Source organism: Flavobacterium sp. TMP13, assembly GCF_050847115.1.
Lineage (GTDB): Bacteria > Bacteroidota > Bacteroidia > Flavobacteriales > Flavobacteriaceae > Flavobacterium.
In genome coordinates, this window is sequence record NZ_CP193656.1 from 3,558,645 (window position 1) to 3,583,259 (window position 24,615).

Genomic DNA, 24,615 nt, shown 5'->3' on the forward strand with positions numbered 1-24,615 from the left:
ATTGAAAGTTATATTTGTAGGAATAAAAAGTTTTTTAATTCTGCCTATCAGTTTCAGTCATGACGATTTACAAAAATAAAATTACGGACTACGGTTCACAGCTTCATACTTGCAATAAAAAGTACAATACGATTAGTATTTTAAGAACTTTGAGTATTCTTGCCTTTCTTGTAATGGGCTACTTTTACTTAGATAGCAGCGATTCTATGTATAGTATTGCTGCTATTTCTTTTTTTATTGGTTTTTTTATTCTGATGAAAATCCATGCTAAATTGTCTTTTCAGAAAAAAATTCTAACGGCGTTAGTCAGTATCAATCAAAATGAGATTGATTTTTTAAATAGAGAAAAACTTCCTTTTGAAAACGGCGTAGAATTTATCGATTTCCAGCATCCTTACGCTTACGACTTGGACATTTTTGGTGAACAATCTTTGTTTCAAAGTCTGAACCGCACGGCTACGCATATTGGAAAAACGACTTTGGCAAATTTGCTTTTAAAAGTACAGTCGAATTCGGCAATTCTGGCCAATCAAAAAGCGATTCAGGAATTGGCAACTAAAATAGATTGGCGTCAAGAATTTTTGGCTTTGGCCAAAGTAGGTCAAGATTCAAAATCACAATATGAGGTTTTATTGCGTTGGAACAAGCGCGATAGTTTTACTTTTTCAAAATGGATGACATTTTTGATGTTTGCAGTACCAGCTTTATTTATCGGTTTTATTGTGGCTTATTTTATTACCTCAAATTTGGTTTTGCTATCCTATGTTACCTATGTATTTATTTTAAATATGATCATTTTAGGTCGGTACATGAAGCAAATTCAGGCTGAAATCTCTCAAACCTCAGCGATCGATGCGATTATCAATCAATACAGTTTGTTGGTTCAAAAAATAGAAAAAGAAAGTTTTCAATCTCCTAAATTGCTTGAATTACAGGAGAAATTAAAATATAAAAACACGACCGCAAGTCTCCATTTAAAGAAGTTATCAGAGTTGTTTTCTAAAATGGATTCGATTAACAATTTTGTAACCGCCATATTTTTTAACGGTACAGTTTTGTTCAATCTGCATGTGTTGAAAGCGTTACTTAAATGGAAAAAAGAGCACCATGAAGTGTTGGCAGACTGGCTGGAAGTGGTGGGCGAATTTGAAGCTTTGAACAGTTTGGCCAATAACAGTTACAACAATCCCGATTTTGCTTTCCCTACTTTAAATACAGATTACAAAATTGATTTCTCAGAGTTGAGTCACCCGCTACTAAATCCGGAAACGCGCGTCGGCAATGCGGTTTCTTTTCACCCGCAGTCGTTTGTAATTTTGACTGGCTCAAATATGTCTGGAAAAAGTACGTTTTTGAGAAGTTTGGGTGTCAATATGGTTTTAGGAGGCATTGGTGCTGCTGTTTGTGCCACGCAAGCAACAATTCATCCGTTACCAATTCTCGTTTCGATGCGATTGTCTGATTCATTGTCCGATAGCGAGTCGTACTTTTTTGCAGAAATAAAACGTTTGAAGCAAATTATGGATGCGTTAGAACAGCAGCCTGCATTTGTTTTATTAGATGAAATCTTAAGAGGAACCAACTCTGATGACAAGCGAGATGGAACAATTGAAGTAGTCAAGAAAGTAATTGCTAAAAAAGCAATTGGCGCCATCGCAACCCACGATATTGAAGTTTGCTTAACGACGAATGACTATCCAAATACACTGAAAAATGAATGTTTTGAGGTCGAAATTGTAAACGATGACTTGTATTTTGATTACAAACTGCGCAGCGGCATTTGCCGAAACAAAAGTGCTACTTTCTTAATGCAGAAAATGGGCGTTATTTAATACTAATTTCTTTTTTAGAATTAATTTTCACAACAGTGTATGGGTAGGTAATATTTTGTGTGACCATTGCATCTGTAGGTGGTGTACTTTCTTTTACTGTTAGTATTATGCTAGTTGCAGTTTCTTCGGCGTTGACAACGGTTATGCTGTAACCGCCCGTATTTCTTTCGCCCATATTTAAAACAACGAAATTTGATTTTACAATATCTTTTTCATCGATTTTATCTTTCAGCAACTCGTCGTTCATCAACATTCTAATTTCACGTGGTTCTGATAATATTTCATAAAATTGAATGTTTCCACCACCATTTGATTGTTGTGTCAATACTTCATACAACTTACCAGTTTCAGCGCTTACTTCTTTAGTAGCAGTGCAAGAACTAAGTCCCACAAGTAGCAAAAGCAAAATTGATTTTTTCATAACAAACAAAATTAGAACTTATTTATAATCGTTTATGGCTTTTTCATACAAGGCTTCATATTTCGGAAGAATATTATGAATGTCAAACTTCTTAGCCACTTCAAATGCATTTCGTTTAAATTCCTTTAAAACTTCCTCATCTCTTAAAATTCGTAGCGCATTTTCTGCCATCTCGTCTACATTACCCACATCGCTTAAAAACCCAGAAACCCCGTCATGATTCACTTCAGGTAAACCACCAGAATTACTAGAAATGACAGGAACGCCCATCGACATTGCTTCAAGAGCCGCTAAACCAAAACTTTCTGTTTCTGAAGGTAATAAAAACAAATCAGTAAAACACAAGATTTTATCAATTTCATTGCTATTTCCAAAGAAAATAACTTTGTCGTGTATCCCCAATTCATGACACATCTGTTCGGCAACTTCCTTTTCAGGTCCGTCACCAACCATCATCAATTTGGCTGGAATTTCTTGTTGAATTTTATAAAAAATCTTGACAATATCTGGAATTCTCTTTACTTTTCGAAAGTTACTAATGTGGGTAATAATACGCTCATTTTCATGCGCCATTACGTAACGGTGACAAGGTGCATCAGGATCTTTTCTGATTTTAGCAATCTCAATAAAATTTGGAATCACCTTAATTTTATTTTTGATTTTAAAGAGCTTCAGTGTGTCGGCTTTTAAGCTTTCTGACACAGAGGTAACATAATCTGATTTATTAATGCTAAATGTGACAGCAGGCTTGTAAAAAGGATGATTTCCTACCAATGTAATGTCTGTACCGTGCAAAGTAGTAATCATCGGAATATAAATTCCTTCGTTTTTTAGCATTTGTTTAGCCATATAACCCGCGTAAGCGTGAGGAATGGCATAGTGAACATGCAATACTTCGATCTTATAAAGTTTTACCATGTCAACCAATTTGCTCGATAAAGCCAATTCGTATGGCTGATAATGAAACAAAGGATACTCAGGAACGTTTACTTCGTGATAATGCACATTTGGATTTAATAAAGCCAAACGAACTGGTTGGCTGTACGTTATAAAGTGAATTTCATGTCCTCTTCGTGCCAGTTCCAATCCTAATTCGGTTGCAACAACACCACTTCCTCCAAATGTTGGGTAACAAACTATTGCTATTTTCATCTATCATTTTTAGAATTACGAAATTAATTAAAAATGACGCAATCATTCGTTAAATAACGTTAAATATTACATGATGATCAATTACCCAAGTGCTGAGACGATGCTTTTTTCGGTTTAAAATAATTGTTATACAATTGAAACTGGCAAATAAATATCAAAAGTAGCTCCTTCATTCAGCACACCTGTGGCCGTAATTACTCCGTTGTGATTGTCTACAATTTTTTTAACAATTGCTAATCCGATTCCTGTACCGTTAAACTTTTCCTTTCCGTGCAAACGCTGAAAGACTTCGAATATTTTTTCATTGTACTCTTCTTCAAAACCAATTCCATTGTCTTGAATACTTATATGGCAATACTCCTTATTCTTATTCAATTTATCATTTGGCAAATCAGAACCTAATGCAAAGTTGCATTCAATTACAATTTTGGGAATCGTACCTTCTCTAGTAAATTTTAAAGAATTACTAATTAAGTTAAAAAGTAATTGTCTGAATTGAAACGGAATCACTTCAAGAGAACAATCTGTAACTACTGTTATAGTTGTATTTTTATCTAATGAATCTTGCTCTAAATCTTCCTTTACTTCTTCAATAATTTCTGAAAGTGTTGCTTTTTCGAAGATACGCTCTTGCACACTTGTTCTTGAATACGCTAATAAATCTTGTATCAGCATTTGCATTCTATTGGCTGCATTTTGCATTCTTCTGAATTTATCCTTTCCATTATCTGATAAATTCTCTGCCTCTCTTTGATTGATTTGTGTAGCAAAGGTTTGAATTTTACGCAAAGGTTCCTGTAAATCATGACTCGAAATATAAGCAAAAGACTGCAACTCCCTGTTCATTTTTTCAAGATCATCATTCTTTTGATTCAGCTCTTTTGTGCGTTCCAAAACTTGTTTTTCTAACTCATTTGTAAACATTTTTTGATCCTGAATATCTGTACTCGTTCCTACCCACATCGTAATTTTACCATCGGGATCGCGTTGCGGAATCGCTCGGCTTAACTGCCAACGATACGTGCCGTCATTTTTACGAAAACGGTGTTCGATAAGAAAGTCTTTTTCGGTAGAAATCGATTCCATCCACTTGATGGTGTTTTCTTCTCTTTCATCAAAATGGACAATTTGCAACCATCCTTTTTCGGTTATTTCTTCTCTCGATATTCCCGAAAAATCAAAAACCGACTGGTTGAAATAGTTTAATTTTCCTTCAGGATTTGCAGTCCACACGAATTGTGGCATCGAGTCTGCTAATAATCTAAATTTTTGCTCTCGCTCGACTAATTGCGACTGAATATTTTTTTCGTCGCTCACATCACGTAAGGTTCCAAGCATACGAATCGGTTTTTTGTCTGCGTCGTAAAAAACTTTTCCTTTGGCTTCAATCCAATGTATTACGTCGTCTACAATAGTTCTAATTTCATAATGTAAAATACTGGTTTGCAAGGCTTTTTCAAAAGCAGCTTTTCGGATGCCTAAATCATCGGGATGCATCTTACTCATCAATTGCTCATGGCTCTCAAATTTTTCATTTGCCAATCCTAAAACTTCGAGTGCTTGATCTGAAATTGTTGTTTCATAGGTTAGTAAATCCAATTCCCAAACGCCTAGCTCACTAGCCTCAATAATAATACTTAGCCTTTGCTCATTTTCTTTTAAAGATTTTTTTGCCACAACATTGGACGTAACTTCTGTCGCTACGACCATAATACCTGTAACAACATTTCCTTCTTTTAATGGATGATAGACAAAGTTAAAATAGGTGATTTCTTTTTTGCCATAGCGCACTAAGGTAACGGGAAACTCATATCCATAATATGCATTTTCTGTTTCATAAATACCGTCGATAATTGGCTTAATTACCTCCTCTACTTCTGGTAAGGATTCAAATAATGGTTTGCCTAAAAATTCTTCTTCAGTTTTATCTACTAATTCTAAATACGGAGTATTCACCATATCTACAACATTGTCTTTTCCTCTAAAAATAACCATAGCCGTTGGTGCTTGTTGCACAGCATCGCGGAAACGTTTTTCACTTTCTTCAATTTTTTGTTTGGCTTCATGCAGTGCGGTCACTTCGGCCGCGGTATTCATTACACCGTATATATTTCCAGTAGAATCTCTTAGCGGCGTAAAACTATAATTAAAATAAAACGCTTTTAAAATACCGTTTATTTCTATCTCTACTTTTTGATTTTTGGCATGAAATGCTATTCCTGATTCAAAAACACCTTCAATTTGTTTGTAAATATTTTGATTTTCAAGTTCTGGTAAGATTTCGGTATACAACTTCCCTATTACATCGCCTTGTTTTCCCCAAGCATCTATAATTGCTTGATTGGCTAAGGTGATTCGCATTTCTTTACCCGTGTAAACCCCTATTGGAAATGGTGCACTCTCGACCAAACTACGTATACTTTGCTCACTTTTTTCTATTTCTTGTCGAGCCAAAACTTGTGCAGTTACATCAAATCCAATACTCATAACGCCGTTAATATTGCCTTGCAGATCAAAAAGTGCTTCGTATGAAAAATTCACGTAAACTGTTTCTAATTGACCAAAACGCATCAGTTCCACTGGAAGCTCAGTAGTAGAAAAACTATTTCCAGTTGCGCATACATCATCCAAAAGTTCTCTTACACCTTGCGATTTTAACTCCGGCAGTACGGCAAAAATAGACTTATTGAGCACTTGTTCTTCTGTTCTATTCCACAGTTCTAAGGCATTTTTATTGGCAATCTCTACTGTATAATCTGTACCACGCATAATCGATATAGCAATTGGCGCTTGCAAAATCATTAGCTTTAGGCTGCGTTCACTTTGCTCTAATTTTTTACGCGAAATAGTTTGTGCTGTTATGTCTTCAACCGTTCCATTTAACTTAAAAGCTTGCTTGTCTGCATTAAACAATGCTTTTCCTTTGGCATGTAAGGTGATTTCTTTCTTTGAAACGGGATTAATGATATTATAAGTCATTTCATAATTTCCGCCCGAAGAATAGTCCAGAGATTTCGTAATTGCATGTACTACTTTGGCGCGATCCTCATCGACAATTACGTTTGTTGCTACGTTTAAATTAATTTCTTCATCGGCAGAAAGTCCGAACCATTTTTTTAAACGGCTGTTGGCAGAAAATTTATCTGTGATCGGATTATAGTCGAAAGTTCCTAATTTAGCGGCTTCGATAACAAATTCTATTTCGTTTTTGCTTTCCAGCAGCGCTTCTTCCGCTACTTTTTGTTCTGTAATATCTGTATTAGTTCCAAACCAAGTACTTATATTTCCGTCCTCATTTTTTACAGGAAGTGCTCTTGTTAAAAATTGACGGTACATACCGTCCGCGCGTCTAATTGGATAACTCATCTCGAAGGGAACCCCTAATTCTAAGGACCTCTTCCATTCGTCTACAACAGTAAACAGCGCATCTTGCTTATAAACCGATTGCCAACCCCAACCTTGCATGTCTTCAAAAGTGGTGCCTGTATATTCGTACCATTGTTTGTTGTACCAATATACTGCACCATCGGCGTTCGCCATCCAAGCAAGATTTGGAATATTATCTGCCATTGCCTTAAAACGCTCTTCACTTTCGATTAAATTATCTTGCGCTACTTTTTTTGTAGTAGTTTCGATGGCATTAACTAAAACGCCACCCACTTCTCCATTTTCTAAAAGAATTGGACTGTAGGCAAAATCAAAATATGAGTTTTTAGTAGATTCATTCCCATCAAGGACAACAAGAAAGTCGGGGAGAATTCCTGGATTTCCCATCATTGCCTGGTCAAAATTTGACGCAACACTTTCCCAGATTTCTGCGAAAGAGTCTCGGGTACTATTTCCTAATATACGAGTATGGTTTACTTTTCCTAAAATCGGAATATAGGCATCGTTATAAATCTGAGTGTACTCTTTTCCCCACGCAATGTACATTCCGAAAGGATTGTTTAATAAAACCGAGACCATAGTTTTTAAACTATTTGGCCAGTTTTCAGGACTACCTAAAGGTGTTTTAGTCCAGTCTTTAGCGCGAATTAACTCGCCCATTTCGCCGCCGCCATTCAAGAAATAATGTTGATCGTTTGAAGTAATCACAAGTCAATAATTTTAAGATTCAATGATAAAGTCGGCAAGGTCCGGTTGTTGCATTTTATTTTTTTTCAGTCGAATAATTGCTTCGTGAATGACTTTTTGTAAAATATTAAAATCCCCTGGCTTACGAACGTAGTAGTTCGCACCTTTGTCATACAATTTATTGACGACATCTTTATCCAATGAAGTTGAAAATATAACAATAGGAATTTCTTTTAAAGCTTCGTTTTCTTTTATTTCTGCCAAACACTCAAAACCAGATTTGCGAGGCATATTTAAATCTAAAAACAATGCATCGGGCAATTGTGTTCCCTCAGCAGTTAATAGTTCCATTAATTGAACACCGTCACTTACAGTTGTTAAATTAGTTGAAAGACGCAAATCTTCGAGTGCTTCTTGAAAAAATAGGCAGTCGTCCATGTCATCATCTGCAAGCAAAAGTTGGTGTATCATTTTTTGTTGTTTGAGGAAATAGTATTAAGAGAAAACTAAAAAGCTACAGGTAATTTATAAAATAAAATCTTCTCAAAAATAAGAAAAAATATCTTCAAAAATATAGATTAACAGATAGCTGCTTATTACTAATTTTTAATAAATATTAGCTTACAAAATCCTGCAAATACTCAAATCTCTTGGTTAATTTTCCGTTATCTGTCACTTTAGCTCTCGCTAAAATCCCGTCTTTATCATTATTAAAAAAAGCAGGCAAAACGTGTTCTAAAAATTGCTCTCCAAACCCAAAACTAGCATCTTTCGGAATTTCACATGGTAGATTATCTACAGCCATAACCACAATTGCTGCAGGATGAAAAACATCGACTTCTTTGTTTTCGCTAGCTAAATAACCATATAATGGCTCTGCAATTGTCGAAGAACGCAACGTTGCTGCGATTGGTCCATTGATGTCACATGAAATATCGGCAATCACACGAATATTGTTATCAATTGCTTGCAACATCTCTCGTGTCAAAATTATTGGAGCTTCGGCTGCATAAAAATGAGCGGCAACAAAAATATCAGAGACCTTAGTAAAAGTATCAAAACTAGATTCGTATTCGGTGGGGTTTTTATAAAAATCAGTATAGGCTAACTGTTGACCATCTTTACGGACATTGTAATCTAAGACATCCAGCTGTACATAAACAGGCTGCGCATATTTTTTAGTCAAGTAATTTTCTTTACTTACTTCTTTGACTTTTATAGCATCTAAAATTTCTTTAACACCGCCACCCACTTTTCCGGTACCCGTAACGACAAACTTGATAGGCGGCAAAGTGATGCGTTTGAGTTGTTTTAGCAATCCTTCCCTTCCATCTAATGTCTCAGCTTTAGGCAGTTTAAACAGTTCAAATTTAAGTCCGAAGGCACGAATTCCGTTATAAATACCAACCATTCCAGCGTATCTACCAAAACCAATTAGTCTGCGGTTATTAGCATCTACAATAGTTTCGTGATCGTATAAGGTGATGTTTTTTTCTAATATCGAGCGCAAAAGATCTCTATTGTACGGTTGTTTTTTTATAGTATGAGAAAAGAAAAAATAAGATTTATTTGGAACTAAGTTCGCAATTGGCACTTCTTTCACTCCAATCAAAACATCACAGTCACTAAGATCATCAGTCACTGAAACGCCCATATTTGTATAGTCTACGTCTGGAAAAATGCGAATGTCTGAACTTTCTACAACAAATTCCGCTGTTGTAAATTGTTGTTTGATTTTTGCTAATTCGTCCGGAGCAAAAACAACTCTACGATCAGGTGGGTTTTTTCTTTCTTTTATAATACCAAATTTCATAATACCTTTTTTATTTTGCGACTTATTCGTTTTGTTTTGTTAAAAATATAACAAATTGAGTTAATTTTTTGTTGTTATTTTAAGAAAAAAATCAGTGATTGCAGCAAATCGTTGCAGTTTCAAATAGAAAATCAATTAAATTGTTAAAACACTATCTATTTTACAATTTCGCAAATTTTAAAAACCATACATTTTGATATATTTGCCAACTTTAGCATCAAAAAACATGACCTTCCTTAAAAATACAAATATACCACAAATACTTTTCCTTCTTCTAGTTTTAAGCTCTTGCGGAAAAGATAAACAGAAAGAAAAAACAGCAATTGTAGTTGTTGAAGATACGCTTGCTAAAATGAAGCCCTTCTTTCATGAAAAAAAGCTCAGTGCTATTTACGTTGCTTCTGTGAAACCCAGAATCAATCACTTTTACGAGAAAACGTGGCCGAACAATAGTATGAACGGTGGCTTTTTGGTCGCTCGAAACGGAGAAATCATTTTCGAAAAGTACGATGGCTACGCCGATAGAAGTAAAAAAACGGATATTACAAAAGACACCCCTTTACATATTGCATCGGTAAGTAAAGTTATAACCGCTTCTGCAGTACTAAAATTAGTTGATGCAAATAAAATTGAATTGGACCAGAAGGTAAACACTATTCTAAAAACATTTCCGTATCCTGAAGTTACTGTACGATCTTTACTGAATCACCGCAGTGGTTTACGCAATTACTCGTATTTTACAGACCGCGACAAAAAGATTTGGGATCGTAAAAATCAATTGACTAACGCCGATATTTTAGACCTAATGGCCACAAAAGGTATTACGCTAGAATATAAAACTGATACACGCTTTATGTATTGCAATACCAATTATGCGATGTTGGCTTTAATTATCGAAAAAGTTACCGGACTTTCTTATCCTGTAGCCATGCAGGAAATGATTTTTAAACCTCTGGGAATGAAAAACACTTTCGTATTTGATTATGAAAAAGATCGAAAAACAGCAGTTCCTTCGTATCGCGGAAATAATACGCAAATCGGTTGGGATTATCTTGATACCGTTTACGGAGATAAAAATATTTATTCTACACCTCGCGATTTACTTAAATTTGATAGAGCACGTTATGCTGCCGATTTCTTAAAGCCCGAGTTACTGAAAGAAATTTATGTAGGATATAGTAACGAACATCGCGGTGAGAAAAATTACGGTCTGGGAATTAGAATGATCAATTGGTTTTCGGGTCAGAATTTTTATTTCCATAACGGTTGGTGGCACGGCAATACATCGTCTTACGTTACTTTGCAAAAAGAAAATGTGACTATTATATCACTCTCTAATAAATTTACTAGAAAGACGTATGCCGTTAGAAAATTATCTCCCATTTTTGGAGATTATCCTTTTAATATCAAGGATGAAGATTAATTAAAAATTGGAATGCTGTTTGCAATAAGATTGATTAAAAAATTGTAAGTTTGCACTCTTACAAAAAACAATGGGGTCGACTGGTTTTGACAGCGAGTCGAATTGAACAGTAAGCACGTCGAGCATTGAGACCTTGCTCGTAAATATAAGATCTTACAATTTTACACGGCGAAAATAACTACGCTTTAGCTGCATAATCCGAACTATAGTACGATTACGCCAAGTTCCTATCAGATAGGAAAGCTGGATTCTCCTTGAAAGCCTTGGTTTGTGGCGTTCAGTCCAGGAGAACCGTAAAAATAGACCTAGATTACCATAAGCTTCGGGTGGTTTTCAAAATTAAGAAGATAAGTGGTAAGTGGCTGTTTCTGGCCTAGCTTACTAACGAAAATCCAATCAGGAAATAAACGTGTAGAAAGCTCTTTAATTGCTTGTTTGGACGGGAGTTCGATTCTCCCCGACTCCACTGGATGGGATGATTGGAAAATCATCCCTTTTTTTATTGTAAACCAACAAGCCTTTTTCCTTCATTATCAAGTGATTACGAGACATAATTGGTATCATCGTAGGTGTTCGATAGACACCTTCCTGATAGTATAAATTGCTGTCGAACACCAATTTGACAAATTCCCTTTTTTGGATAATATTTGCATTATTATATATAGATTTTAGATCTCCGAGTAAGTGTAATTTTTTCTGTAACATTTTGAATGCATGTGTTTCAACTTTACTTAAACGCTCAATTGCATCTTTACATGAATGGATAGTACTGTTATAAGTAGCATACCATCTATCATAAGTATCTTTTGAAATCTCATTTTTAATCCACTTTTCTTCTACAGAAAACATTTTTTCTTGAGTCTCTTTTAACAACAGTTTTTTTTGTTCTAATGTCAGTTTATTAGATTTTAACTTTTCTTCTATTGCCACACTGGAAGACTGTTTTATTTCAGACAAAATATTTTCTGGGAGACTCATTAATTCTAATATTTCCGCAAGCTGTGTATGGGCTTTTATTGCACTTATATTATTATGCTTTGAAGTCTTACACTTATAATAATTAAAATACTTGCCTGATTTCCCTCTTGATGGAGCACCTGTGAGTAGGTTTCCACAATGACATTTTAAGATTCCCCGAAGTGGTAAATTTTCATCCAATACTGCTCTAACTTTTTCAGGCTTTTTCATCTTGTTTTGTACTATTTGCCAAGTTGCTTTATCTATAATAGCTTCGTGTATAGCTGGGAAAATCCCGCCAGGATACTCTTTAAATCCTTGTACTTGCAACATACCTGCATACACAGGATTTGACAGCACTCTCTCAACAGCAGTATTTCCTCTTGCTTTAAATCCTAATTTAAATACTTGTTCTTTAATTATATAAAGTGGTGTATCATGTATATAAGCATCATACATAAACTTGACAACCTTTGCTTCTGTTTCTTCAATTATTAACTTCCGTTCCTTTCCTTCACCAAACTTTATATAGCCATAAGGTGGTTTTATTCCGATGTAACGGCCTTCTTTCGCTCTAGCGGTATAGAGTCCTCCTCTAATTTTAATACTCCTGTTTATATTATCCTCTTCAGCAAGCAATAGTTGTAATCCCGCTCTGAAAAAACTTCCGGGAGTATCATAGTCGAATGTTATTCCCTCGGTTACACTGACGATCTGAATGTTGTATTTTCGCTGAAGCATTTTTACCATACTCATTGCTTCTCCAGCATCCCTACTAAATCTGTCCATTTGATCTACCAAAAGATAGTCAACAGTTTTAAAATGTTTACTGATAAACTCTTGAAGTTTAATAAAGTCAGGTCTATCAAATGTCTTAGCACTTCTTCCTCGATCAATAAAAGTATCAGTTAATTCAACATTGTTAAATTTCAACCATTGATCCGTATAAAGCTCCTGTCTTTCAATGGAACCATTACTTTGTCCCAACTGACTAAACCTTAAGTATCTAATCGCTCTTTTCATGTAATTCATTTAATGTTATAGAAACAATAATTTCAATAAGTAAATTTACGAATTTCTGCTCATTTAGCTTTTCAATATCAAACTTTAACTCATCTATCTTTCCATCAATCAAGCTCTTATCTTCCTGTTCCATTATTTACCTCCTTTGCTCCTTATGAAAATGAATTCTATTTTTCTTTGTGAATTTTATATTAACGCACATAAATAAATTTACAGCAAGGCCAGTAAATCGGATGGGAATGTCAGGTCAGGGCTCTTTTTGACTATTAGTGGCATTTAACATCAGTCGATATATTTCTATCACTCGTACTACTTAACTATTTCCTTTCTAAATTTCAGGACCGAAAAAATTAACTCAATAAACAATCTATATAAATTGTTTCTTTCAATACTTAGTATTACTGAATATATTTCTCTTTCTTGTGGATAGATATCCTTTAACTATGCATTATTTACTTAATTTTTAAAATGCAGCTCAGACTTTAAGAACGCTCACATTTTTGTGCGCAGCACAATCCTCAAAGCACATATATAATTCTGCTACGCTCCATTATAAAAGAGCTTAGTCGGATATCTGATAAAATAATCTTAAAAAATACTGGCGTTATACTATTCATTATTTTAAAAGATCCTTTTAACTCGCTTTCGAAGCCAGGTATTATAATAAAATATAATTGAATTGAACTTTTAAAATTGATCATCAAAGCACATTTATAACTTCGCTACGCTCCATTATAAAAGAGTTTGTCGGATATCTGATAAAATATTTTTAATAAATACTGGCGTTATACCATTCATTCTTACTTAAGATCCTTTTATCTGGCTTTGGAACCAAAATATTATAATAAAATATTATCGAATTGAACTTTTAAAGTTGATCATCAAAGCACATTTATAATTCCGCTAAGCTCCATTATAAAAGAGCTTTTTCAGATATCTGATAAAACAATCTTGAAAATTAATACCACTAACTGCGTATAATTTTCAAGATCCTTTTCCATGGCTTATATATCCATTTTGTTATTCCCAAATATTATCAGATTAGAACCATCAGACATTATTTCTAGTCGATTATCTTGTCTCTTTACCATCACACTTAATGCGCTGGACAACCTTGCTTCCATCCTATCTGTATTCAAAAGCCAATATGCTAATTGTCCCATTTCAAGAGCAAAGGTATACTAGTGTTTTTAACGCAAAAAAAAGGTCTAGCCCTACGGGTTTATCAAAAAATCTCCATCCGCCGAGGCGGATAGTATTTATTTGATAAAACCTTGTTTTTGCTAAACACTAACCTTTTATGCTCTCGAAACGAAACATAGCATACTCCGACTCTTTGGACGAATAAAAAAAATGTCAACAATGAAATTTAATACCATTTACATTGGAATTAGAGTGAAACAAAACAGCTCCTCCTCTCATTACCGAATAAATTAATTTAAAAAATAATCCTAAATATAAAAATCATGAACATCATCGGAAGACTGACAAGGGATGCGGAAGTACGCACAACGTCACAAGAGAAACAAGTAGTAAACTTTTCGATAGCTATCAATGACAGCTATCGAAACAAACAGGGAGAACGCATAGAGCAAACAAGTTATTTTGATTGCTCCTATTGGATTAGTCAAAATGTAGCGAAGATACTCACCAAAGGCGCTTTGGTAGAGCTTACAGGCAGAGTAAGCACAAGAGCGTGGACAGCTAATGACGGGGAACTAAGAGCAAGTTTAAATTTTCATACGGCTACTATTAAATTGCATGGAGGCGGTATGAAAACAGATAATATACTTGACATCTCAAATCAAGGAAAAAGGAAGGTCACAGAACAAGAAACGGTCGATGATCTACCTTTTTAACACCATTAATTTAATCATATTTCAACCTTTTAAATTTTAATATCATGGCACACAATTTAAATTTCAACGAAAGAACGGGACGTTATTCATTTTTTAGCGTACAACAAAAAGCATGGCACGGTTTAGGACAAATCGTAAAAGACTATCCTACAAGTTCGGAAGCTATCCAGCACGCTGGACTTGATTATGAGGTAATAAAAAGTCCTCTTTTCACAACAGGAACAGGCATTATTAAAAATACTAATGCTATAGAAAGTAGTGATACTAAACTGGAGGTCCCTAATTATTTTGCTACTATCCGCAATGATAACAATACTGTATTGGGCGTAGTAGGCAAAGAGTATCATATCGTACAAAATCGAGAGGCCTTTAGTTTTTTTGATTCTATTGTAGGTGGTACAGATGGCATCTTGTACGAGACTGCAGGCGCATTGGGCAATGGGGAACGAATCTTTATTACTGCAAAATTACCTGACTATATTCGTGTGGGTAATGGTGATGATGTCACAGAAAAATACATTTTCCTTACCACTTCTCATGATGGTAGTGGAAGTATTACGGCAGCTTTTACACCTGTTAGAATTGTTTGCCAAAATACGCTTAATGCTTCGCTTCGTAATATGAGCAATGTGGTACGCATTCGCCATACTTCGGGTGCTAAACAACGTTTGGATAACGCTCATAAAGTAATGGGATTAGCAAACGAATTTAGTAATCAACTTGAGGGGATTTTTAATGAATGGGCAAAAGTAAGAGTAAATGACAACGAGGCAAAAAAATTGATACAATTAGCACTATGTCCCAACAAGGAAACCTTACAGCATATTAAAAGCGGGAATGAGGACGAAATATCCACCGTTTTTAAAAACACGGTTGAAGATGCTTTTGCTTATGCTATGACGAGCGACTCACAACAAATGGAAACTACAAAAGGCACTTTATTTGGAGCTTATAACGCAGTTACAGGCTACTACCAAAATGTACGTAGCTACAAGGATAATGAAGCCAAATTACAATCTATCATTTTGGGCGGTACTGCACAGATAAAATCACAAAAAGCTTTTGAACTATGTGCCTCATTTCAAAAAATAGGTACTGACGTTTTCAACTTCAATTAAACAAATTTTAAAATTAAAGGCGACTACCCACTAAAGCAGTCGCCTTTAATTATTTTTCTTATTTTTCAGAATAAAGTTTTTCTTTAAATCTTAAGGATTTTGGGACACAACCTTTTCCGGTTGCTTTACTCCAAAATTTGGCTGCAAAAAGACACTCCCTTCCCATGGTCGGGAAAGTCTTTTTGCAGGAAACGGTGCAACCATTTTAGTAAAACAGCAATAACGCAGCTATCCATTGCTCTTGCTATTTCACCAAAAAGGTCGCGTTTATTATATAGGATATTCATTATCCTATCTTTTTTACTGGACTTCTTTTCTTTCAACATAAGCGTCAAAAGAAAAGAAGCAAAAGAATGCCGCTTTATTTTCTTCTGGTTTTAAACGTGTTTATACGAAACCTCTTCTTGAATCATCTTTTTACTATCTTTATTTTCTCTTGAATAGCTCCACAAAAAAAGTAGTCCAAAAATAATTAGAATATAGGATATCCATTTTCCTGTACGTTCCAGAAATAAAATAAAGACTGATTTTTCATAACTTGAAAAACCTTCTGCACCCAAAGGACTTCTTCTATAAAATTTTCTTCTGTTAATCCAATAACGAATCCCCAAACCACTTAGCAAAGCTAGAATACTTAAAACTAATGTTGAATACATAATCTGATTATTTTAATTTTCAGTTTCTAAATTTACTCAAAATTATTTTTTAAAAAGTTCAAGCTATTGATTTAGAGCTAATTAATTAAGACAAATATGTCGATCTAACAAAAAAAGGATCTGTCATTACGAGTGACACAGCCTGCTTTCCATTTTAATATTTTGAAATCTAATAGAAATTAATTTTCAAACAGTTCCCTTCAAAAGCATCTATTTCAGTCATGTGACTTACTGTTCGTTATTAGTTTTGACTTGACGAAATCTGAATTTTTAAGTTTTAATACCTGATGTCTGTCACCGTTTTTTTCGTAAATTTCTATTAGCAGTACTTTATCATTGGCAATAGTAAATTGATCCAGCATAAATACATTTGGCTCTACTGTTTTACCTTTAATTGCGCCCAATGGCTTATAAACTTTCAGTGGATTCAACGTCCTTTCTTGTATAACTGTGCGTTTAGCTAGCTTTTTGTCCACTACTTTAAAAGCAACAAAATCGATATTAAAGGAGACATGACTGAAGTTAGTAAGCTGAGTATGGAAATAGAATTTGCCATCATCTATATAGAGTCCTTTCAATAAGAATTCGATACCAAAACTTCTAGCTCCCTTATTTTTTATTATACGTTTGTCTTTTTTATATATCGTTTCCATTAAATCGCTTACCAATGAAGGCGAATTCTTTCCGAGTTCCTCAAAAAGAACATCATTTGTAGGTGATCTACTAATCCCTTTCTGCATTCCTAAAAGATTATAATTCAGATCCACAGCTATAGGATTGTAATCCACATTGAAATTATAAAAATGACCATCTTCGGTAATTACTGAAAAGTTGGTTTCCTCTTCAAAATTGCGCACTGAAGCTTTTACCCGTAAAACATTTTCCGCATCTTCTGCTTTGCTTGCAATCAAATAATCACTTCCTAAATCTACGTATCGGATTGCAGCAGGAAATAGTAGATGTGAAGTTTTATTGTAAGTTACCTCTATTTTATATGGGTCGATTTTTTCTAAACTCAATTTTTGGGCATTATTAACAGTCACTTGCCCTTCTGATTCCGTACTGTATCCTAAAACTAAGACCAGTACTAGTATTAAAGCTTTTATTGTTGTTTTCATATTTTTTTTATTAAGTTTTATCAAGGGGAGCATTTAATTTTTTGAGACTAGAAACACTTGAAGCCCTGACTTCAATGTTACTTTTGGAGTTTTCATTTTTTTTGAAAAATAACCTGATATACCTTGTACCAGACCACGGCTCAAATCGCCTGCTATCTGTTGCCCAGGGGAGCTTGAAAGCATAATACTGCTTCCTGAACTTTGCCCCATATTGGCAGCCATGTCTTTTACAGCGCTCATTTCTGGGGAATAGGGTACAAATAATCCTTTTTGTCCATCTAATCCATAAATAGTAAGATCAACTGGAAGGATAGTGCCATCCAACTCAATGGAAGAAATTTTCATTTGCAGCCTTCCTTGATTAAATTTTGAATTTGCCGTCAATACTGTCCCTTGTGGAATAATACGGTTTTGCATTTTGGCAGGCTCTAACAAACGTAAACGAACATTACTTTCCACTGATACTACCTGTGTGGTTTGAATGATGGCACGAACACTATTTTTGGGTTGTGACTCTTGTTCTATTTTCCCAACTGTAATGAATCCTCGATTGCGACTTTCGCTCCAATTGGCTATAAAAGTGCTATCAGGAAGATCTCTATGCAATGACGAAACCGCACTTTTACTTGCAGGAATAAGTGAAACAAACGACTCCATTTGGCTCAAAGAGCTAGCAATACTTCCCGTTTTCTCCTGTGATTGTTCCGTTGATGCTGTATTCGTAGGCAAGTATTTTGCAGCCATCTGATAGGATTTTTCCATTAGCTCCAATTGGGTATCTACTGGATTCATAGGCGCTTCGTCTTTTCTAGCCAGTTGTGCTTTTAATTCATCCAGTTGTTTCTGCAATTCTTGTGTCTCAGCAGTATCGTTTTCATAAAAAGTACCTAGTGTTTTTTGTGCATTGCGATAACTATTCAGCGAAATATTGGCATTAGCTTCTTTTTCAATTTCAGGACCATTATCAACAGTTTCATGGGTGTTACCTTCACTCCAGTAATCAGAAAGCGAGCTTAGCGCATTTTGTTTTTCTTGATTTTTTTCGTCCATCAATTCTTGTTCATAGGCTTTTTGTTTATCATGTTGTAAACCGACAGTAGAAGCCTGAGGAACTGAATCATTAAGACCTACTGCTTCTTTCTTTTTTACGTCTTCCGATGGTTTAAAAATTAAATACATACAACCAAGAAATACTATACTCATCAACGCGAACAGGATTGGCTTTTTAAATTTTTCTAATTTATTAGCTGAATGTTCTCGTACTGTATCTGTATTTTTATCTAAGCTACCATCCGTAACCAAGACCGTATTTTTTTTGTTTTCACTTTCTTTCATGTGTTCTATTTTTTATAATTAATAGCAATGTGTCCCTTAGCGATGCTGTGGATTCGTTCTTTTTGAGAAGAGCGTTTTCAATACGCTCAACATCCAGCTTGCTACTGTGTTTTCCGGTTTCAAACCAAACGCTAAGTGTAACAACTACCGTAAGAATCAAATAACTGATAAAACAATACAGAATGTATTTGTACTGTTTCTTTAAAGGGACCGCTCTCCAGCGTTCATCAATTTGTATTAACCATAAGTCAATATTTGTTCGTAGATTTTCCATCTTGATTTATTTTAACGTTCAATAATTTCTAAATCATTATTCTGCACTACAGTAAACTTTTCTATGTTGAAACCTTGCGGATTAGTATCTGAACGAACCGAATTCACAAGATAGCAGGAGGTAATTAGATTGCGTTTGGTTACATTACTAGAGCGAATGATGATTTGTTTAGCATAGGTTTTTACAGCATAAGGATAGGTTTCGAAGTTGCACACCACACTATCTACTTCAAGACGCTGTTGTACATTACCTGAAATAATCCGATTGTAATATCCCTTTTCCTCTAAGTCTTTGTAATAATTAAAAGCGCTCTTGTCTGCTAGATTAAAGGCTCTTTTCACATTATTTTCTATAGCATCCTTGTCAGGTGCGAGCGTAAAAAAAAGCTCATGAAATCTGCGTACATGCTCACGAGCTTCTACAGGACGATTAATTGAAGCATCTTGCGCCAGCGCTAGCATTAATGATTTTCCGTTATCCAATACATAAACCTTTTGACGCTGCAATTCTGCAAATCGATACGATTCCCATATTGCATATCCTGCTACCCCTACACAGAGTACTGCAAATACTATGGCATACAGTCTCATTTGCTTAAAGCTATTTTCGATATTTCTTAATGTTTTAAATTCCATTTTCTTCCATTTTAAATTGTTACTGCATTAATCTCCCTCCAATATTTCCGGCAACTGCTCCTGTACCAGCACCTACCATATTTCCAGCTTTGGTGGTAGTTTGGTTTAGGTTTCGCATAAAATTACCTGCTCCCCCAGCCTGAATAATCCAACCGGTCACCGTAGGAATAGTGAAGTAGCCAATGATGCCAATAATCATAAAAATGATATACACCGTATTGGAAGAATCAGGTATGAAATTGGGATCGGATAAACTATCGATATCCTTCTGCAGTATTAACGATTGGATCTTGGACAACATCGCGCTAAAAAGATCAGAAACGGGCAACCAGAGATACACACTAATGTATCGGGTAAACCACTGCGTCAGCGTGGACTGAAACCCATCCCAGACCGAAATAGCAAAAGCTATAGGTCCTAAAATTGATAACACAATTAAAAAAAAAGTTCGAATCGTGTCAATGACTAGTGCGGCAGCTTGAAAAAGCACTTCCAAAAACTCTCGAAAACTATCCCGAATCATTTTCTTTACCCCGTACATTTCTCTTTCGATATACATACCCGATATGGTTGCTAAATCAGCAGGAGACCAACCTATTTCATCCAATTTTTTATCAAATTCTTCATTCGAAACTAAATAAGCAGTCTCTGGATTGCGCAACATAGCCTCTCTTTCTAATTGGTCTTTCTGCTGTTGTAGGGCATTTAAATCCAACACTTGGTTTTCTAAAATACTATGTGTTCCTTTTACAATTGGACTAAGCACGCCGTTGAGGGTTCCTAAAACGATCGTTGGAAAAAACATAATGCAGAGGCCTAATGCAAATGGCCTAAGTAGCGGATATACGTCTATCGGTTCTGCACTACTGAGTGCCTGCCACACTTTTAACGCTACATAAAACAAAGCTCCCAATCCAGCTAAACCTTTTGCTACTGCTGCCATATCTGCTGATAGAGGCAGCATCTCATCATACAGCGAACGCAGTACTTCGTGAAGATTACTAAATTCCATGATTACCAGTATTTTTGGTTAGCAGTTCCATAAAGCTCCAATACCCTTTGACTACTGTTTGCTTTCTTAGCTCGCAGATAACTAACCGAAATATTTTTATTCGTGAAATAGCGAACCAAATTATGGTACTCTTTTACTTTTATATACACACTGTCAATAATGTCAATTCGCTCCTTATCCGTAAGCGACAAGCTGGAAGAGCTTACAATTTGCTTTAGCTCTTTTAGAAGTTCAGTACTTTCATTCAGTAAGATGGAATACCCATTAGCAATAGCCGTTAATTCTTGTTCATTGAAATTAGTATCGTTCAACATTTTTCCAAAATTCTTTACATACATCTCAGAAACATCACCAACAAGTAGTACAGTCTGTTGAACTTTTCGAGCATCCTTCACAAGGTTGTTTACTGCCTTTAGCTTATCATAGTATTCTTTTCCTTGATTATAGACTTTTTGGACTTCTTTAAAGTTGTTAATCATATTAGTCGCAGTGCTCGAAGTCTGTATGATCTGTCTTGCTGAATTGACTATTCCTTGAGCCAAATTCGTAGGATCTGTTACCACCCATTGTGCCTTAGCAGGCGGTATCACAGCAAATAAAATTACTATGCACACCATAATTTTTAAATTTTTCATTTTTACTCTTTTTTAAAATGTTTACTATTTGTTTTCTTTTTCTCTTTTTTCAAGAGCTAATCTTTTGATGGCTTGCTCTACATTTCCATCCAGTTCTCCAGCAAGACGCATCACTTCTAACTTTTCGGTTTCTTCTGTGGTATAGGCTAAATATTCTTCAAGACTCACTTCTGTAGCATATACTGCTGAATGCGTACCTCCAAGTCCAATCCAAACTTCTTTGTAAAGTCGTTTTGGATCATTGTTCATATTGATCGAAAGTACCTGCGCTTTTTCTTTTTCAGTAAGACCAAGCATGGCTTGGATGTCATCAAATTTGTTCATGTACTTGCGTTGATCAAGAAGTATTTTGCAATCCGAATTATTGATGATACTTTCTTTCACAATTGGAGATTGGATGATATCATCTACTTCTTGGGTTACAACAATGGCTTCTCCAAAGAACTTCCGTACGGTTTTAAAAAGGTATTTGATGTACTCTGCCATTCCTTCTTTTGCAATAGCTTTCCAAGCTTCTTCAATCAGAATAAGCTTCCGAACTCCTTTCAAACGTCTCATCTTATTGATAAAAACTTCCATTATGATAATGGTCACAATTGGAAAGAGGATTTTATGATCCTTAATGGCATCAATTTCGAAAACAATAAATCGTTTGGAAAGTAAGTCGAGTTGCTTTTCGGAATTTAGCAGATAATCATACTCACCGCCTTTGTAGTAAGGTTCTAATACATTCAGGAAGTTGGCAAGGTCAAAGTCTTTTTCACGTACCTGCTTTTCATGTAATACTTTTCTATAGTCCCCTTTTACAAATTCATAAAATCCATTGAAGGACGGAAAATCGGCAGTCCGTTTAATCCTTTCAATATAACCGCTCACGGCGTTGGACAATGCGACTTCTTCTGAACGTGTTGGTGGTTCATCATCCCGTTTCCATAATGTCAGAATCAACGTTTTGATACTTTCTTTTTTCTCAATATCGAATATGCCATCATCGGTGTAAAAAGGATTAAAGGCAATTGGATTGTCTTCAGTGTAGGTGAAATAAACGCCATCCTCTCCTTTGGTTTTCCCTTTGATGAGTTCGCACAATCCTTGATACGAATTACCAGTATCTACTAACAATACATGAGCGCCTTGCTCGTAATATTGTCTGACCATGTGATTGGTAAAAAATGACTTTCCAGAACCGGATGGACCCAAAATAAATTTATTCCTATTGGTGATAATACCCTTTTTCATTGGTAAATCAGAAATGTCCAAATGGATTGGTTTTCCGGTGAGTCGGTCAGCCATCTTGATTCCAAAAGGAGATGATGAACTTTTATAATTCGTTTCCTCCGTAAAAAAACAAAGTGCTGGTTCGATGAAGGTGTAAAAACTTTCTTCACTCGGGAAATCTCCTGCATTGCCTGGCATTCCTGCCCAATAAAGCGTAGCTACATCAGTAGTGTTGTGTCTTGGCTTGCATTCCATGAGCGCCAAAGCACTACCTGTATCGTTTTTTAACTGTTTTAGTTCAGCTGGATTATCAGACCAAGCCATCACATTAAAATGCGCCCGAATAGAAGCATGACCGAAAGAATGTGCTTCGTTCAAATAACGCTCGATCCATTCCTTATTGATTTGGTTGGCTCTGCTATACCTTGCCAAAGAATGCATGTTTCGAGCTGACTTCTCAAACTTCCGCAGATTGTCCTCGCTGTTATCCAAAAAAAGGTACTGGTTGTAGATGTGATTACAACTTAACAGTAGTCCAACTGGTGCGGCAAAAGACAAGAGACAATCACTTCTATCGGTAGACAATTTTTCGTAGCGAGTTTCTGCAGATACGGAACTAGGCAAATCCTCTGTGTCAGACAACGTATGCAGGCAAAGTCTTTTATTTCCAATACGAACTTCTTCCGCTCCCAAAGCAATATCCTGCATTGGTGTTCCCTCCTCTCTTGATAGACTGAGGTATTGTTCCAATAATCCTTGTTTCTCATTTGTTCCACTGATGTCTTCCTCACTCAATCGTTCCAATTTTACAAAACTCGAATCATTGACAATACGCTCGAACTGTGCTACCGATTCCATAAAACGATGCATTGTTTCCTTATCTCTTATTTCTTTTGGGATAAGGACACCTTTGCAAAGCGAAGAGAAGTTACTCTGCATTCGCATGCGCTCTTTGGTCGTTTTTGTTAAAAACAGATAACAATAGTGATTGAGAAACGGACGCTCATTAAAATGTTGCTGGTACGATTTCGCTAAAAAACTCAAATCTTCTTTTGCAATTTCAGGAGCATAATTTTCCTTGATGTACCAATCTTGTTTGTGCACTACTGTATAATCAGGCAAGGTTTTTATTGCTTTATGCCAAGCTGAATGAATCGCTTCATATTCCGCAGAGGATACTGTGAAAAGTTCTGGTAGCTGTACTCGAAAACAAGCGGTGATATCAGCATCCTTTGAGATAATACAATTATTTTCTACTGCCAACAATGGAAACTTACTTTCCAGCGTGGTCGCTCTTGATTTATTTCTCATAGCTGGTACGATTGGGAGTTGAACTTGAAATAGCGATGTACGGGCTTGCGAAAGATGATGTATCGTGGATGTCGTTTGTTCGCTCCTACTTTCATCAAGCCATGTTCACCATACTTTTTATTTAGTGAAAAAGTTTGCCAAACTAGTAATGACCCACCACCGATCCCGATAAACAAACACAGATAAGAATTTACTCCAGTCATGTACAAGATCATTATCAGGATAAGCATCCCGAGCAAACCACCTGCAAATAGGAACAAGTATTGTGCTTTCAGTCCTTTAAACTCTACTGTTCTTCCTATTCCCTTATTTATATTATACGTATTCATAAGGAAATAATTAAAGGAAGAAGGAACGTAAAACAGTTGCCGCTACAATCAAAAAGATACAAGCTCCAAACCAACTGGCTGCTGTTTTGCTTGTATCAGGATCACCGCTACTAAACTTGTTATACACCTTTACCCCGCCAATGAGCCCCACTACTGCGCCAATAGCATAAATAAGCTGGGTAGCAGGATCAAAATAAGAGGTTACCATTTGTGTAGCCTCTGTAATTCCTGCTGTTCCGTTTCCTTGTGCCATTGCACCAATTGTTGATAGTATAGTTACTGCTACCAACACTAGTTTTTTTCTTTGATTTTTCATGATTTGAATATTTTATCATTCTGTATTCCTACGCTTTGCAGGATTTATGGACAAATATCAATTGGAAACAGTTGTGATATAATACATTGTCTTTAAGTGGATCT

21 protein-coding genes and 1 other RNA gene are annotated in these 24,615 nt (G+C 35.5%); 5 read left to right on the forward strand and 17 right to left on the reverse strand.

Annotated elements, in window-relative coordinates:
• Window positions 1-59: 59 nt before the first annotated feature.
• On the forward strand, window positions 60-1,832 hold the full coding sequence (locus ACRASX_RS15345) for a MutS-related protein (RefSeq protein WP_432221855.1): 1,773 nt from the start codon (window positions 60-62) through the stop codon (window positions 1,830-1,832).
• Here the strand turns inward: ACRASX_RS15345 and ACRASX_RS15350 are convergent.
• The 5 genes from ACRASX_RS15350 to ACRASX_RS15370 form a co-directional block, all read right to left on the reverse strand.
• Window positions 1,825-2,253 (reverse strand): protease complex subunit PrcB family protein, encoded by a 429-nt coding sequence (locus ACRASX_RS15350; protein WP_432221856.1) that lies wholly within the window; start codon window positions 2,251-2,253, stop codon window positions 1,825-1,827. The two genes, ACRASX_RS15345 and ACRASX_RS15350, sit on opposite strands and share 8 nt — an antisense overlap.
• Before the next feature lie 18 nt (window positions 2,254-2,271).
• Window positions 2,272-3,405 carry an N-acetyl-alpha-D-glucosaminyl L-malate synthase BshA gene (gene bshA / locus ACRASX_RS15355; RefSeq protein ID WP_066306358.1) on the reverse strand — a complete coding sequence of 378 codons (1,134 nt, stop codon included), beginning with the start codon at window positions 3,403-3,405 and terminating at the stop codon, window positions 2,272-2,274.
• 126 nt (window positions 3,406-3,531) lie between these two features.
• Window positions 3,532-7,500 (reverse strand): PAS domain S-box protein, encoded by a 3,969-nt coding sequence (locus ACRASX_RS15360; protein WP_432221857.1) that lies wholly within the window; start codon window positions 7,498-7,500, stop codon window positions 3,532-3,534.
• 12 nt (window positions 7,501-7,512) lie between these two features.
• A complete protein-coding gene (locus ACRASX_RS15365) occupies window positions 7,513-7,950 on the reverse strand; it encodes a response regulator (protein WP_432221858.1) in 438 nt (145 codons plus the stop codon).
• A 145-nt stretch (window positions 7,951-8,095) separates the two neighbouring features.
• The gene (locus ACRASX_RS15370) at window positions 8,096-9,292 is read right to left on the reverse strand and encodes an NAD(P)-dependent oxidoreductase (RefSeq protein WP_432221859.1); all 1,197 of its coding nucleotides are present in this window, start codon (window positions 9,290-9,292) and stop codon (window positions 8,096-8,098) included.
• Between the two features lie 226 nt (window positions 9,293-9,518).
• Between ACRASX_RS15370 and ACRASX_RS15375 the strand changes: the two genes are divergently transcribed.
• Window positions 9,519-10,715, forward strand: coding sequence for a serine hydrolase domain-containing protein (locus tag ACRASX_RS15375; protein WP_432221860.1), 1,197 nt, complete (start codon window positions 9,519-9,521; stop codon window positions 10,713-10,715).
• Between the two features lie 72 nt (window positions 10,716-10,787).
• Window positions 10,788-11,184, forward strand: a transfer-messenger RNA (tmRNA) gene (gene ssrA / locus ACRASX_RS15380).
• Here the strand turns inward: ssrA and ACRASX_RS15385 are convergent.
• A complete protein-coding gene (locus ACRASX_RS15385) occupies window positions 11,139-12,695 on the reverse strand; it encodes a recombinase family protein (RefSeq protein ID WP_432221861.1) in 1,557 nt (518 codons plus the stop codon). The genes ssrA and ACRASX_RS15385 overlap by 46 nt on opposite strands.
• Window positions 12,679-12,828: a hypothetical protein gene (locus tag ACRASX_RS15390; RefSeq protein WP_432221862.1), complete on the reverse strand. Its 150-nt coding sequence runs from the start codon at window positions 12,826-12,828 to the stop codon at window positions 12,679-12,681. The genes ACRASX_RS15385 and ACRASX_RS15390 overlap by 17 nt, the downstream gene beginning before the upstream one ends.
• Before the next feature lie 1,333 nt (window positions 12,829-14,161).
• On the opposite strand from ACRASX_RS15390, the gene ACRASX_RS15395 reads away from it, so the two are divergent.
• The gene (locus ACRASX_RS15395) at window positions 14,162-14,554 is read left to right on the forward strand and encodes a single-stranded DNA-binding protein (RefSeq protein WP_432221863.1); all 393 of its coding nucleotides are present in this window, start codon (window positions 14,162-14,164) and stop codon (window positions 14,552-14,554) included.
• A gap of 44 nt (window positions 14,555-14,598) precedes the next feature.
• A complete protein-coding gene (locus ACRASX_RS15400; protein WP_432221864.1) occupies window positions 14,599-15,672 on the forward strand; it encodes a DUF932 domain-containing protein in 1,074 nt (357 codons plus the stop codon).
• A 377-nt stretch (window positions 15,673-16,049) separates the two neighbouring features.
• On the opposite strand, the gene ACRASX_RS15405 is transcribed toward ACRASX_RS15400, so the two are convergent.
• From ACRASX_RS15405 to ACRASX_RS15450, 10 genes are all read right to left on the reverse strand, one after another.
• Entirely contained in the window at window positions 16,050-16,328 is a 279-nt protein-coding gene (locus tag ACRASX_RS15405; protein ID WP_432221865.1) for a molybdenum ABC transporter permease, read from the reverse strand.
• A gap of 215 nt (window positions 16,329-16,543) precedes the next feature.
• Entirely contained in the window at window positions 16,544-17,446 is a 903-nt protein-coding gene (gene traN, locus ACRASX_RS15410) for a conjugative transposon protein TraN (protein ID WP_432221866.1), read from the reverse strand.
• A 33-nt stretch (window positions 17,447-17,479) separates the two neighbouring features.
• The gene (gene traM, locus ACRASX_RS15415) at window positions 17,480-18,781 is read right to left on the reverse strand and encodes a conjugative transposon protein TraM (RefSeq protein WP_432221867.1); all 1,302 of its coding nucleotides are present in this window, start codon (window positions 18,779-18,781) and stop codon (window positions 17,480-17,482) included.
• Window positions 18,768-19,055 (reverse strand): nitrogen regulatory IIA protein, encoded by a 288-nt coding sequence (locus tag ACRASX_RS15420; protein WP_432221868.1) that lies wholly within the window; start codon window positions 19,053-19,055, stop codon window positions 18,768-18,770. Before ACRASX_RS15420 ends, traM begins: the two co-directional genes overlap by 14 nt.
• 11 nt (window positions 19,056-19,066) lie before the next feature.
• Window positions 19,067-19,690, reverse strand: coding sequence for a conjugative transposon protein TraK (gene traK, locus ACRASX_RS15425; protein WP_432221869.1), 624 nt, complete (start codon window positions 19,688-19,690; stop codon window positions 19,067-19,069).
• Between the two features lie 19 nt (window positions 19,691-19,709).
• Window positions 19,710-20,702, reverse strand: a complete 993-nt coding sequence (gene traJ / locus ACRASX_RS15430; protein ID WP_432221870.1) for a conjugative transposon protein TraJ — start codon at window positions 20,700-20,702, stop codon at window positions 19,710-19,712.
• A 2-nt stretch (window positions 20,703-20,704) separates the two neighbouring features.
• Window positions 20,705-21,337, reverse strand: a complete 633-nt coding sequence (locus ACRASX_RS15435) for a DUF4141 domain-containing protein (RefSeq protein ID WP_432221871.1) — start codon at window positions 21,335-21,337, stop codon at window positions 20,705-20,707.
• 24 nt (window positions 21,338-21,361) lie between these two features.
• The gene (locus ACRASX_RS15440) at window positions 21,362-23,866 is read right to left on the reverse strand and encodes a TraG family conjugative transposon ATPase (RefSeq protein WP_432221872.1); all 2,505 of its coding nucleotides are present in this window, start codon (window positions 23,864-23,866) and stop codon (window positions 21,362-21,364) included.
• Entirely contained in the window at window positions 23,863-24,195 is a 333-nt protein-coding gene (locus tag ACRASX_RS15445) for a DUF4133 domain-containing protein (protein ID WP_432221873.1), read from the reverse strand. The genes ACRASX_RS15440 and ACRASX_RS15445 overlap by 4 nt, the downstream gene beginning before the upstream one ends.
• 10 nt (window positions 24,196-24,205) lie before the next feature.
• Complete coding sequence (locus tag ACRASX_RS15450; protein WP_432221874.1) at window positions 24,206-24,511, reverse strand: DUF4134 domain-containing protein; 306 nt, start codon at window positions 24,509-24,511, stop codon at window positions 24,206-24,208.
• Window positions 24,512-24,615: the final 104 nt, after the last annotated feature.